This window comes from Leucobacter sp. CX87, from assembly GCF_018682295.1.
Classification (GTDB): Bacteria; Actinomycetota; Actinomycetes; order Actinomycetales; family Microbacteriaceae; genus Cx-87.
In genome coordinates this window covers 199,774-212,588 of the sequence record NZ_JAFIRI010000001.1, presented here as the reverse complement: position 1 = coordinate 212,588, position 12,815 = coordinate 199,774, and the positions used below count along the sequence as shown (strand labels likewise).

The 12,815-nt window shown below is 67.4% G+C and carries 13 protein-coding genes and 1 other RNA gene; 5 read left to right on the top strand and 9 right to left on the bottom strand.

What is annotated here, in order from left to right; all coding sequences use genetic code 11:
• Positions 1-9: 9 nt before the first annotated feature.
• Positions 10-1,347, bottom strand: coding sequence for a glutamine synthetase family protein (locus tag KOE53_RS01000; protein ID WP_188044849.1), 1,338 nt, complete (start codon positions 1,345-1,347; stop codon positions 10-12).
• A gap of 88 nt (positions 1,348-1,435) precedes the next feature.
• Positions 1,436-1,639, bottom strand: coding sequence for a methionine aminopeptidase (locus KOE53_RS00995; protein ID WP_188057077.1), 204 nt, complete (start codon positions 1,637-1,639; stop codon positions 1,436-1,438).
• Between the two features lie 40 nt (positions 1,640-1,679).
• On the opposite strand from KOE53_RS00995, the gene map reads away from it, so the two are divergent.
• A complete protein-coding gene (gene map / locus KOE53_RS00990; protein ID WP_188044851.1) occupies positions 1,680-2,549 on the top strand; it encodes a type I methionyl aminopeptidase in 870 nt (289 codons plus the stop codon).
• Positions 2,550-2,606: 57 nt separating this feature from the next.
• Here map and KOE53_RS00985 read toward each other — a convergent pair whose 3' ends face one another.
• The 7 genes from KOE53_RS00985 to KOE53_RS00955 form a co-directional block, all read right to left on the bottom strand.
• A complete protein-coding gene (locus KOE53_RS00985) occupies positions 2,607-2,783 on the bottom strand; it encodes a hypothetical protein (RefSeq protein WP_188057076.1) in 177 nt (58 codons plus the stop codon).
• Positions 2,784-2,921: 138 nt separating this feature from the next.
• An RNA gene (gene rnpB / locus KOE53_RS00980) (RNase P RNA component class A) lies at positions 2,922-3,291 on the bottom strand.
• A gap of 36 nt (positions 3,292-3,327) precedes the next feature.
• Entirely contained in the window at positions 3,328-4,056 is a 729-nt protein-coding gene (locus KOE53_RS00975; protein ID WP_188044853.1) for a zinc ribbon domain-containing protein, read from the bottom strand.
• A gap of 31 nt (positions 4,057-4,087) precedes the next feature.
• Positions 4,088-4,942 (bottom strand): Nif3-like dinuclear metal center hexameric protein, encoded by an 855-nt coding sequence (locus KOE53_RS00970; protein WP_188057075.1) that lies wholly within the window; start codon positions 4,940-4,942, stop codon positions 4,088-4,090.
• A 154-nt stretch (positions 4,943-5,096) separates the two neighbouring features.
• The gene (locus KOE53_RS00965) at positions 5,097-5,756 is read right to left on the bottom strand and encodes a methionine ABC transporter permease (protein ID WP_188057074.1); all 660 of its coding nucleotides are present in this window, start codon (positions 5,754-5,756) and stop codon (positions 5,097-5,099) included.
• Complete coding sequence (locus KOE53_RS00960; protein ID WP_188057073.1) at positions 5,756-6,784, bottom strand: methionine ABC transporter ATP-binding protein; 1,029 nt, start codon at positions 6,782-6,784, stop codon at positions 5,756-5,758. The genes KOE53_RS00965 and KOE53_RS00960 overlap by 1 nt, the downstream gene beginning before the upstream one ends.
• Positions 6,785-6,883: 99 nt before the next feature.
• A complete protein-coding gene (locus KOE53_RS00955; RefSeq protein ID WP_188044857.1) occupies positions 6,884-7,798 on the bottom strand; it encodes a MetQ/NlpA family ABC transporter substrate-binding protein in 915 nt (304 codons plus the stop codon).
• 253 nt (positions 7,799-8,051) lie between these two features.
• On the opposite strand from KOE53_RS00955, the gene KOE53_RS00950 reads away from it, so the two are divergent.
• The 4 genes from KOE53_RS00950 (at position 8,052) to KOE53_RS00935 (ending at position 12,809) form a co-directional block, all read left to right on the top strand.
• Positions 8,052-9,488 (top strand): glyceraldehyde-3-phosphate dehydrogenase, encoded by a 1,437-nt coding sequence (locus KOE53_RS00950; protein ID WP_188057072.1) that lies wholly within the window; start codon positions 8,052-8,054, stop codon positions 9,486-9,488.
• Between the two features lie 141 nt (positions 9,489-9,629).
• A complete protein-coding gene (locus tag KOE53_RS00945; RefSeq protein ID WP_188057071.1) occupies positions 9,630-11,303 on the top strand; it encodes a DNA-3-methyladenine glycosylase 2 family protein in 1,674 nt (557 codons plus the stop codon).
• On the top strand, positions 11,300-11,845 hold the full coding sequence (locus KOE53_RS00940) for a methylated-DNA--[protein]-cysteine S-methyltransferase (RefSeq protein ID WP_188057070.1): 546 nt from the start codon (positions 11,300-11,302) through the stop codon (positions 11,843-11,845). Before KOE53_RS00945 ends, KOE53_RS00940 begins: the two co-directional genes overlap by 4 nt.
• A gap of 115 nt (positions 11,846-11,960) precedes the next feature.
• A complete protein-coding gene (locus tag KOE53_RS00935; protein WP_188057069.1) occupies positions 11,961-12,809 on the top strand; it encodes a universal stress protein in 849 nt (282 codons plus the stop codon).
• Positions 12,810-12,815 lie beyond the last annotated feature (6 nt).

The following is a 12,815-nucleotide window of genomic DNA, read 5'->3' as shown; positions in this document are numbered from 1 at the left end:
GGCCCCGGGTTAGACGGTGCCGAGCATTGACGAGAGCTCGAACGGCGTCACCTGGCGGCGGTACTGTTCGACCTCCTCGCGCTTGTTGCGAATCGAGTATGCGAAGACTTGCTCGCCCAGGGTTTGCGCCACGAGCTCAGAGTTCTCCATGATCGCGACGGCATGCTCGAGACTCGAGGGCAGGGGGTCGAAGCCGAGCGCGCGGCGCTCGCCATCGCTGAGCTCCCAGAGGTTGTTCTCGGCCTCGGGCGGCAGCTCGTACTCCTCCTCGATACCCTTGAGCCCGGCCGCGAGCAGCAGGGAGAACGCGAGGTACGGGTTCGCTGCACTGTCCATGCCGCGGTATTCGACTCGGGCGCTGCCGCCCTTGCCGGGCTTGTACATCGGCACGCGCACGAGCGCGGAGCGGTTGTTGTGTCCCCAGCTGACGAACGACGGGGCCTCGTCGCCGCCCCAGAGCCGCTTGTAGGAGTTCGTGTATTGATTCGTCACGGCCGTGATCTCCGGCGCGTGGCGCAGGATCCCCGCGACGAAGCGTCGGCCGGTCTGCGAGAGCTGATACTTCGCACCAGCATCGTAGAACGCATTCACATCGCCCTCGAACAGCGAGAGGTGCGTGTGCATGCCGGATCCCGGCTGGCCCGCGAACGGCTTGGGCATGAATGTCGCGTGCACGCCCTGACTGATCGCGACCTCCTTCACGACGGCGCGGAACGTCATGATGTTGTCCGCGGTCGTCAACGCGTCGGCGTATCGCAGGTCGATTTCGTTTTGGCCATGGCCTGCCTCGTGGTGGCTAAACTCCACCGAAATCCCGAGATCTTCCAGCATGCCGACGCTCTCGCGGCGGAAGTCGTGCGCCGTGCCCCCGGGCACGTTGTCGAAGTAGCCCGCCCGGTCGACGGGCTGCGGTCCCTCGGGGCCAAACTCGAGCGAGCGCAGCAGATAGAACTCGATTTCCGGGTGCGTGTAGAACGTGAATCCCAGCTCGCCCGCGCGCGCCAGGGTGCGCTTGAGCACGTTGCGCGGATCGGCGACGGCGGGCTCGCCGTTCGGCGTGTGAATGTCGCAGAACATCCGGCCCGTCGGGTCGATCTCCCCGCGCCACGGCAGAATCTGGAAGGTAGCCGGATCGGGAATCGCGAGCAGGTCAGACTCGTAGGCCCGCGTGAGCCCCTCGATCGCCGAACCGTCGAACCCGATTCCCTCTGAGAACGCGCCCTCAACCTCGGCCGGCGCGAGCGCCACCGATTTCAGAGTGCCCGCGACATCGGTGAACCAGAGGCGCACGAATTTTACGCCGCGCTCCTCGATCGTACGGAGGACAAAGTCTCGCTGCTTGCTCACGCCAGATCCCTTCGATTGAGCTCCAGACTAGCGTTTCTCGCGCGCCAGATGGCGGCGGCGTGCAGCCGCGCTGCAACTCGCTCTGGAGTCAGTCCTCAGCGGCGTCTTCCTCGGCCCAGCGGCGCGCGCGCTCGGCGATCACTTCGGCTGCGCTCGCGGCTTCCTCGCGCGTGGCGAACGGGCCGATTCGCTCGATCGCAAGCGACTGCGGGCCTTCCTCGACCTCTCCGGTGCGCTCGTTGTACCAGTACTGCTCGGCAGGATCGTCAATACCCCAGTCACGCTTGCTCATGTTGGCCTCCTTTGCTGCGGTGACTCCTAAGCTAGTAGCTATGCCCTTCGACGCCAATGGTCATCTGGTCCCCGGTTCCGTCAGCCCCCGGCGGGCGGTGCCCAGCGAGATCGCTCGCCCTCCGTATGTCGGTCTCTCGGAGCCGCCGGCGTACACCGGCGACAACACCTACACCGAGGAAGAGATCGCGCGGATCCGGGCCGCCGGGCGCATCGCCTCGCGTGCCATCGATGCGGCCACCGAGGCGATCCGGCCGGGCGTCACGACGGAAGAGCTGGACCGAATCGTCCACGAGTACGTGATCAGCCACGGCGCCTATCCGTCGACGCTCGGGTACCGCGGGTTCCCGAAGTCGAGCTGCACCTCGGTGAACGAGGTCATTTGTCACGGCATCCCCGACGACACGGTGCTGCGCGAGGGCGACCTCATCAACATCGACGTCACGGCCTACCTTGACGGGATGCACGGCGATCTCAATCGGACCATGCGTGTCGGCGAGGTCTCCGAAGAGGTCAACCTCCTCATCGAACGCACCGAGGAGGCCCTGCGTCGCGGCATCAAGGCGGTCGCCCCGGGCCGCGAGGTGAACGTCATCGGCCGCACCATCGAGAAGTACGCGCAGCGGTTCGGGTACGGCGTCGTGCGCGATTTCACCGGGCACGGCGTCGGCTCGGCGTTTCACACGGGGCTCATCATCCCCCACTACGACTCCGCGCCGAACTTCTCCGACATCATCAAGCCCGGCATGGTGTTCACGATCGAACCGATGCTCACGCTCGGCGGGCACGCCTGGGATCAGTGGGACGACGAATGGACCATCACCACAAAGGACCGCTCGCTGACCGCACAATTCGAGCACACGCTCGTCGTGCGCGAGCGCGGTGTTGAGATCCTGACGCTGTCGGACTAGCCAGGGAACTCGCGTTGAGCGCTCCCGCTCAGGCGCGCCCGAGCGAGCTGCGGCAGGTCAGAGGTTGTACGGGGCGATGGTCTTGTCGTCCTCGACCGGGTGCCGGACCAGAGCCGGGTCGGATTCGCCCTTTCGGGGGTCCTCGTCTCCGTCGAAGACTTCATCGGCTCCGTCCATGACCGGCTCGTCGATCGACTCGATGTCGTCGTGTGCAGAGTGGCGTTCCTGTGTCATCATGACCTCCCCATCAGCTACTGGTGCCGCCAGGGTAGACCGGGAACCCGGGAACGCGGACGACATTGCCAGGCAATTGCCGAGAAGCCCGATGGTTGCTGCGGACGCCCGCGGAGTCGCTGGACCGGGGCGGAACGTGAAATGGGCCGGATCATACGCCGGGTTCTGTCTCGCCGGCCTCGCGGCCGGTGCTGACGGTCATCTATCTCGCGGCACTGTTACCAGTACCCTCTAGCGGCCTACCCGAATGCTCAGCGGGGCGCGTCAACGCATTCTGTCTGGCCTTGCTCCGAACGAGGTTTACCTAGCCGCTCGTGTTACCACGAACGCTGGTGGGCTCTTACCCCACCCTTTCAGCCTTACCGAGGGGCAAGCCCCCAGGCGGTCTACTCTCTGTTGCACTTTCTCGCGGGTTGCCCCGGGTGGGCGTTACCCACCGTTCTCCCCTGCGGAGCCCGGACGTTCCTCGGAGCCGCTTGCGCGGCTACGCGACCGTCTCACCGACCCATTTCATGCTTCAGTCTACGGCAGGTGGGCGCGGGATTTAGTCCTCGAAGTCGCGAATCAGGATCGCGCCGCTGCCCGGGCAGAACACGATCTCTTCAGGATCGCCGCCGCGGATCCCCGCGAGCTCGGCATCCGTCAGCGCCATGTTGCTTCCCTCGGACACGTTGCCGCGCAGACGCGCGGCGCCCATCCCGTAGCGGTTTCGCGTGTCCTCGTAGAGATCGAGGAGGTCGCGCTGCACCTCGGCCGCGAGCAGCGAACGCTGCTCGGCCGCCGCCGCGAGATCGCGGGCGATGTGTGCTTCAGCGACGGCAAGACGCTGCTCGAGCTCGGCGCGTCGGCGGTCAATCTCGGCAAGTTCGTTCGCGGCAGCGTCGAAGCTCGGCTGGGCCTGCTCGACTGCCTCCATGACCTCGAGCTCCTGCTCCTCGAGGGCAAGGCGTCGGCGCTCGAGCGAGTCAACTTCGTCCTGGAGCGACTGGGCTTCCTTGCTCGCGGTCGAAACCGCCATGCGCTCGGTGTTCCGGGCGCGGCGCTGGGCCACGACCTCGATATCCGACTCGATCCGCTTGATCTCGACGTTGCGGTCTTCGAGCTCGCGCTGTGCCGCCATGAAGCGGTCACGAACCGCCGCCGTCTCCCCCGTCAGGGCCGCAAGTTCGGCCCGCTCAGGGAGCTGTGCGCGACGTCTCTGAAGTCGCACCTGCTCGGTATCGAGACTCTGGATGTCGAGGAGTACCCGCTGCTGTCGAACGCTTGCCTTCATGCGCCTAATCGTAGCCGGGAACGAGCTGGACTTACGCCGCCCTGCCGACAGTAAACGTCCAGGCGTCGGTGCGGCGCCCGCTCACCCGGAATTCGACACCCGGCAGGTGTGCGGCGAGGCGCTCGGCGGCACCGCGCAACCACAGCGATTCGCTCGCCCAGTGGGACACGTCAACGAGCGCCGGGCCACCCAGAACGACCGACTGCTCGAGTGACTCCTGGACGGGGTGGTGGCGCAAATCTGACGTGAGATAGACGTCTGCCCCGCGCACCAGCGGGTGTTCGAGCAGGCTGTCGCCAGCTCCCCCGCACAGCGCGATGCGGCGCACCATGCGATCGGGGTCGCCCGCGACGCGCACGCCACCGGCCGTCTCCGGCAGGATCCGGTGGGCACGCTCGGCGAACTCGCGCAGGCTGATTGCCGCGGGCAGTTCGCCGACGCGGCCGATGCCCGAGGCCTGATCTGCCCCCGGCTCGAGCGGTACCGAGTGATGGAGCCCGAGTGCGCGCGCCAACACGTCCGAGACGCCGCCCTCGGGCGCGTCGGCGTTGGTGTGCGCTGCCAACAGCGCGCAGTCGGCACGAATGAGGCTTGCCAGCAGCGCCCCCTTCGCGGTGTCTTCTGCGATCGTGTGCACACCGCGCAACAACAGGGGGTGGTGGACGAGCAACGCGTCGGCGTCCCACTCGACCGCCTCGTCGACAGTGGCGCGCACCGCGTCCACCGCGAGCAGCACGCGACGCAGCGGGGCCGCGTCGCGCCCGGTGACCAGGCCTACGCGGTCCCAGCCCTCCGCCGTCGCGGCGGGCCAGAACCGCTCGGCGATGCGGCGGAGGTCGGCGACGGTCAACGGGGCGGCCTCGGCTGCCTGGGCGAGATCAGTCATGAGGCGAGACTAGCCCGAAGTGAGACTCACTCGCTGGTCGCAGGGTCCGCACCGGTGAGCCGGATGACGCCCATCACGCCGTCACGCTGGTCGTTCCGCGGCTCGACATCCGGAAGAACCAATCGGCGCCCATGAGGACGACGTGCAGCGGCGCCTATCGACGCATCAGGCGACGGGCAAGCACGTTACCGAGCAACTGCACGAGCTGCACCATCACGATGATGATGAGCACCGCCGCCCAGGTGACCGCCGGGTTGAACTGGCGGTATCCGTACTGCAGCGCGAAGTTACCCAGGCCGCCGCCGCCGATCACGCCGGCCATCGCCGTCATGTCGATGACCGCGATGAACGCGAAGGTGTAGCCCAGGATGAGCGGGCCAAGTCCCTCGGGGATCAGCACCGTCATGATGATGCGGAAAGGGCCGGCACCCATCGCACGCGCGGCCTCGATGACGCCGGGCGAGACCGAGAGCAGGTTCTGCTCAACGAGCCGCGAGATGCCGAACGCCGCGGCGACCGAGAGCGTGAAGATCAGCGCGGGGTCGCCAATTCCCTTCCCGGTGACGACCCGGGCGACCGGCTGCAGCGCCGCGATCAAGATGACAAACGGAATCGGCCGGAAAAAGTTCACGAACAGATTCAGCACCCAGAACACGGCGCCGTTCGCAAGCAAACCGCCCTGGCGGCATACCGTCAGGAACACGCCGATGATGAGGCCGCCGACGCCGCCGAAGAGCATCGCGAGCACGACGTAGATCAGCGTCTCAACAGCGGCCTCGCCGAACTTCGGCAAGAGTTCGATGATCTGGTCCATTAGCTCAGCACCTCGACCTCGGTCTGGGCGGCAAGGGCCGCGATGGCAATTTCCACTTCATCGGGCGCGCCGATGAGCTCGAGCGTGACACGGCCGAAACTTCGTCCGCCCACCTCGGTGACCCCGCCGTGCACAATACTGACGCCAATGCCCTGCGCGGCAAGGGTCTGGAACACGACGGGCTGATCGACGCCGCCATCCCGCAGCGTGACCGACACGAGCGCCCCGCGGTGCCGTTCGCGGAGCTCGGCGAGGTGGGCCGCGGTCGGGGTGGTCGGCAACGCCGTCGCCGCGAACTTGCGGGCAGTGTGCGTCTTCGGGGAGGAAAAGACGTCGAACACGTCGCCCTGCTCGACGGCGCGCCCCGAGTCCATCACGGTCACTCGGTGCGCGATCTCGCGCACCACGTCCATCTCGTGCGTAATCAGCAGGATCGTGATGCCGAGCTCCTGGTTCACCCGGCGCAGCAACGCCAGCACCTCCTGCGAGGTCTCCGGGTCGAGCGCGCTGGTCGCCTCGTCGGCGAGCAAGAGGCCCGGGTTCGTGGCGAGCGCCCGGGCGATGCCGACGCGCTGCTTCTGCCCGCCCGAAAGCTGATCCGTGTACGCCGTCGCTTTGTCAGACAGGCCGACAAACTCGAGCAGTTCGGCGACGCGTGCCTTGCGCTCGGGTGCCGGCATGCCGGCAAGCGCGAGGGGGTACTCGACGTTCTTGGAGACGTTCTTCGAGTGGAACAGGTTGAATTGTTGGAAGATCATGCCGATGTTCGTGCGCACGTCGCGCACCCGTCGCTCGGGGAGCGAGCTGATCTCGTGCTCCCCCACCAGGATCCTGCCGCTCGTCGCGCGTTCCAGGCCGTTGACGAGCCGCAACAGCGTACTCTTGCCCGCACCCGAATAGCCGATGACCGCGTGGATCTCTCCTGACGCGACGTCGATTGAGACGTCGTCGACTGCGACGACGGGTGAGGCGCCCTTGCCCCGGCCCGGGTACTGTTTCCCGACATCGATCAGCTGCACGCGAGTCATCGCGATCCCATCTGTTGCACTGCACTTACCTCGAACGCAGACGGGGCGTCCGGCACCCGCCGAACACCCCGTCTGCTTCGATTCGGACTCGCGGCGAGTCTACTTGCCGAGCTGCGCCTTCGTGTCGGCCTCGACCTTGGCGAGGCTCGCCTTGAGGTCCTTGACCGGCGTCTGCAACAGCACCGCGGTGCCGCCCGAGTTCTCGAGCACGCCCGCCTGCACCTCGGGGTTCGTCTGGTAGATCTCGACGAGCTTGAGGTAGGTCGGGTTCTCGGCGTCCGCGGCGCGCGTCGCGAAGATGTTTACGTACGGCAGTGCGTTCGGATCCTCGGGATCGTCCAGCGCGATCGCGTCCGCAAAGTCCAGGCCCGACTTCGTGACGAAGTCGTTGTTCACGACGCCGGCGTCGACGTCCGGAAGCGCAGTCGCAACGAACGAGGCGTCGAACTCCTGCACGGTGACCTTCGACTTCGACGCGTCGATGTCGTCGGGCGTCGAGAAGATGGTCCCGCCGTCCTTGAGGGTGAGCAGCCCTGCCGACTGCAGCACGAGCAGCGCGCGGGCGCGGTTGCTCTCGTCCTGCGGGATCGCGACGACGCCACCCTCGGGGATGTCCTTGACCGAGTCGTACTTGTCCGAGAACACGGCGAGCGGGTAGATCGCGGTCGCGCCGATCGGGACCAGGTCGTCATCGTTATTCACGTTGTAATCGGCGAGGTAGACGATGTGCTGGAACTGGTTGAGGTCGACCTCGCCCTCCGAGACCGCGGGGTTCGGCTGGTTGTAGTCGGTGAAGTCCGTGAGCTCGACCGTGATGCCCTCTTCCGCCGCGGCATCAACGAAGGTCTGCCAGTAGGCATCGCTCGCGCCGACCACGCCGAGCGTGACCGTCTTCGAGACTGCCTCGTCCGCTGGCTTCTCGGCGGCATCCGCCGCACAGCCAGTGAGCGTCGCGGCAAGTGCCAGCGTCGCGAGCGAGGCGGCAACGGCCCCGCGCTTCGTGATCTTCAACATGTTTCCCCAATTCGTTTCGGCGCGAGCGGGGCCCGGAAGCCGACCGTCACGCGGATCCTGCCCCAGTGGACAGGAGATGTCGAGATCAAGACTGACGCAGGAACGCGACATCCCGAAAACCTATGACGCTACATGACACACGCGGGCATGAGACAATGGTGCGGTATGCCCTCGAGGCATTGGCGGGCAGGCCAGACCTTCGAACCACCGAACTCTTCGATCGCACTCACAGCAGTAGGGAAACTCACGACATATGGATCAGCGCGCCGACGCCCACCTCGAAGCTTGGAAGACCCGCGAAGAGCTCGCCGAGCGGATGATCCCGCTCATTGGCCAGCTGTACCGTGATCACGACGTCGTCATGTCGGTCCACGGCCGCTCGCTGGTAGGTCGCTCCGCGATCGACATCATCCGCGCGCACCGTTACGCCCGGAAGATCGACGAAGTTGAGCTGCCGCTCGAGGAGACCGTGCGCATCGTCGAGGCGCTTGTCGCCGTCGACCCGCACCCCGTCTCGCTCGACCTGGCTCTGCTGGCCAACGACTTCCGCGCCTCCGGCGAGAGCGATCTTGAGTCGTTCCTGCGCACCCAGCTGGCGGCCGTCCCGTCGTCGACCGCCGGGGGCACCGACGTCGTGCTCTACGGCTTTGGCCGCATCGGTCGTCTGCTGGCCCGCATCATGATCGAGCACACGGGCAGCGGCAACGGGCTGAACCTGCGCGCCATCGTCGTGCGTAAGGGCTCGGAGAACGACCTCGAGAAGCGCGCGAACCTCCTGCGCCGCGACTCGGTGCACGGCGCGTTCCACGGCACGATCGAGGTCCTGCCGGAAGAGAACGTCATTCTCGCCAACGGCGTGCGCATCCAGGTCATCTACTCGAACGACCCCGCGAGCGTCGACTACGCCTCGTTCGGCATCAAGGACGCGATCCTCGTCGACAACACGGGCATCTGGCGCGACGCCGAGGGTCTCAGCCAGCACCTCAAGACCAACGGCATCGCGCGCGTGCTGCTGACGGCGCCGGGCAAGGGCGACCTCAAGAACATCGTCTACGGCATCAACAGCGACACGATCACCGCGGAAGACACGATTCTTTCGGCCGCCTCGTGCACGACCAACGCCATCACGCCGGTGCTCAAGGTCCTCAACGACCGCTACGGCATCCTCCACGGCCACGTCGAGACGGTGCACTCGTTCACGAACGATCAGAACCTGATCGACAACTTCCACAAGGGTGACCGTCGCGGTCGCTCGGCGGCGCTGAACATGGTCATCTCCGAGACCGGAGCCGCGAAGGCCGTCGCGAAGGCGCTGCCCGAGCTCGCTGGCAAGCTGACCGGCAATGCGATCCGCGTTCCGACGCCGAACGTGTCGCTCGCTATCTTGAACCTCCAGCTCGAGAACGAGGTCGAGAAGGACGAGCTCAACGGGTTCCTTCGCGAGATCTCGCTCACGTCGCCGCTGCGCGCGCAGATCGATTACCTCGAGTCGCCCGAGGTGGTCTCGACCGACTTCGTCGGCGCGAACCGCGCAGGCATCGTCGACGGTCTCGCCACGATCACCACGGGCAAGAGCTGCGTGCTCTACGTCTGGTACGACAACGAGTACGGCTACAGCTGCCAGGTGGTCCGCGTCGTCGAGCAGCTCGCCGGCTCGCACCCCGCGCACCTGCCCGCGCTGAAGGCTTAGCCTGAGCCAGCACGACCGAGACGCGCCGTTCGCCCCTTGTGGCGGGCGGCGCGTCGTCGTTTGCGGCATGCAGCGCAGCCGGGAACTGTCATGTCCGATTTCCGCGAGTGACTGCGCTCCGGGCCTGCTGTAATAGAACCCATGAACACCCCAACCGGCCCGCTCGCAGCGCCCCGCACGACTGGACCGCGCTGCGCACCGGGCGATCCGCTATTCGAGGAGCGCTACCGCGCGATCGATGCCCGCGACACCCGCTTTGACGGCCAGTTCTTCACGGCGGTGCGATCCACCGGCATCTACTGCCGGCCGTCGTGCCCAGCCCGGACCCCCAAGCCGGCACACGTCTCGTTCTATCTCACCTCCGCCGCGGCGCATGAAGCAGGATTTCGTGCCTGCAAGCGCTGCCTGCCCGACGCGGCCCCCGGCACCCCGGAGTGGGATCTCCGTGGCGACCTCGTTGGCCGCGCGATGCGGCTCATCAGCGATGGCGTCGTCGACCGAGAGGGCGTGGACGGGCTTTCCCGGCGGCTCGGATATACCCCGCGCCAGGTGGGCCGGATCCTCGCCAGCGAGCTCGGTGCTCCCCCGCTCGCACTCGCACGCGCCCGGCGCGCGCAATCGGCGAGGGCCCTGCTCGTTGGCAGCGACCTCCCGATGGCGCAGGTCGCCTTCGCCGCTGGCTTCGGATCGGTGCGGCAATTCAACGACACCGTCCGTGCGGTCTTTGACTCTCAGCCCGGTGAACTCCGCGCGCGGTTTGGTGCCGCGCGAAGCGACACCCGGCCCGAGCCGGCTGACGCTACCGAGTCGACGGGACACGGTGTTCGGGCGCGCCTGGAACTCGCCCTCCCCGTGCGCTGGCCATTCGACGCCCCCGGAGTCTTCGCCTTTCTCGCCGCGCGTGCGGTGGCGGGGGTCGAGTCCGCGGATAGTGGGGATCCCGCACGCCTGCGGTACGCCCGCACGCTCGCGCTCCCCCATGGTCCGGCGGCCTGCGAGGTCATCGCGACCCAGTCCCGCGCCGGTGAATGGTCGCTGCGGGTGCGCCTTGAGCTCTCCGATGTCGCCGACGTCGCCCCTGCCGTCGCCCGGGTTCGGCGCTTGCTCGACCTCGACGCGGATCCCATGGCGATCGACGCTGCACTCTCCGCCGACCCCGTACTCGCGCCGCTGGTCGCACGGACGCCGGGAATTCGTGTACCGGGAGCGGTGGACCCGCATGAGCTGGTGGTGCGAGCCCTGGTCGGCCAGCAAATCTCCGTGGTGGCCGCGAGGGGGCATCTCAGCCGACTTGCGGCAGCTCTGGGGAGCCCCTACACCTCTGCTTTTTCGGGCCTGTCCCGCATCTTCCCGGATCCCGCGCAGATTGCGGCCGGCCTGCCTGATCCGCCGCAGACCGGGCCTTTGGACCCCGAGCGTCCGTTGCGCCTCCCGCGGCAGTCCATTCGTGCCGTGGCCGCGACGGCCAGCGCGCTCGCGGATGGCACGCTGGCCGTGCACGTCGGGGCCGACGCGAGCGCGCTGCGGGACAGTCTGCTCGAGCGCCCGCGCATCGGGCCCTGGACGGCCGCCTACGTCGCCATGCGTGTGCTCGGCGATCCCGATGCCTGGCTCGACGGTGACGTGGCCCTCGTTGCCGGAGCACGAGCGATCGGCGCGATCGGCGCGGAGCAATCTGCTTCCGCGAGTCACCGCGCACTTGCCGAACGCGCCCTCGTTTGGGCGCCCTGGCGCTCCTATGCCTCGATGCACCTCTGGCGCTCCGCGGGCTCTGCGGCGCCACTCCCGCTCGTATCCCGGAAGGCACCACAGTGAGCCACACGTTGACGACGACAATTCCTACCCCCGACGGGTTGTTCACCCTGGTGGCAAACGACTCCGGGCTCCTCGCCTCGGGCTGGACGGACGACGTAGCCTCCCTACTCGCGCTCGTACACCCCACGCTTCGGCCGGATCCTGCCGACGTCCGCGCGTTCGCCGCCGGTCGGAGCGACCACGAGATCGCGTCCGCCGCACGCGCGGTGGACGCCTACTACGCCGGCGAGCTGGCCGCGCCAGGCGACATCACGGTCGTGCAGCAGTCTGGACCGTTCCGGATGGACGCCTGGGCCGCACTTCGCACCGTGGTCCCCGGCACCCAACTGACGTACACGGAGTACGCCGCGCTCTCCGGGCGGCCCGCCGCGGTGCGCGCCGCGGCGGCGGCCTGCGCCATGAACGCTGCAGCGCTCTTTGTGCCCTGCCACCGCATTCTGCGCACCGACGGCAGTCTCGGCGGCTTTCGATACGGCCTGGAGATCAAACAACGCCTCTTGAAGCGCGAGGGATCGCCGGGGGAACTGGGCACACTGTTCTGAGGGCCGCATCCCGCGAAGAACTCGGACTTGATGGCCCGTTGTCAGCGCCAGTGGGCTAGCGTGAGAGGTGCAAGGGAAGCCTTGCAGGCAGACCCTCCGACATAAAGGATGCATCATGGCTGAGAAGATCATCGTTGGCGTAGATGGTTCGGAACAGAGCCGCGCGGCGCTGGACTGGGCGCTTGAGCGGGCCACCGCGCGAGGTGCCGAAGTTGAGCTGCTGCACGTGGCGGACGACTCGTTCCTCTCTGAGAGCGTCGCGTTCCTGTCCGAGGCGCAGCACGCCTCCGAGCAAATGCTTGAGGCCGAGTGCGCCTACGCCGCATCACGCGGATTTACCGGAAAAGTGACCGGCACCGCGGTCGTCGGCCACCCAATCGCCGAGGTCGCGGAGGCCTCGAAGCGTGGCGACCTCGTCGTGCTGGGAGCTCACGAGGGCAGCCGGCTCGCCGGGTCTTTCTTCGGCACCCGCGCCGTAAAGATCGCGGCAGCCGCATTCTGCCCGGTGGCCGTCATCCCGTTCAAGCGGCACCCCGCCGCAGCGGGGGTCGTCGTCGGCGTCGACGGCTCGGAAGCCTCGACAAAGGCTGTGGCCTACGCGGCTGAAGAAGCGTCTCGGCGCGGCGTTCCCCTCCACGCCGTCTATGCGTGGATGCCGCCACTCACGCCCGGCCTTGAGTACCTCTGGAGCGATGAGCTTGCCGAGTCGCAGCGCGCCGCCGCCGACGAGGCGATCGCCATCGGCGTCGCGGGGCTCGCGAGTCGCTACCCCGACCTGGTGATCGAGCGACACACGGTACAGTCGCCCCCGGTCGCCGCCCTGCTCAACGCCGCCGAGAGCGCCGAACTCCTTGTGGTGGGCAGCCGCGGGCGCGGCGGTTTCCAGCGGCTGCTGCTCGGCTCGGTGAGCCACGGCCTGCTCCAGGCCCTTCCCTGCCCGATCATCGTCACGCGCGCGGAGTAAGACGGG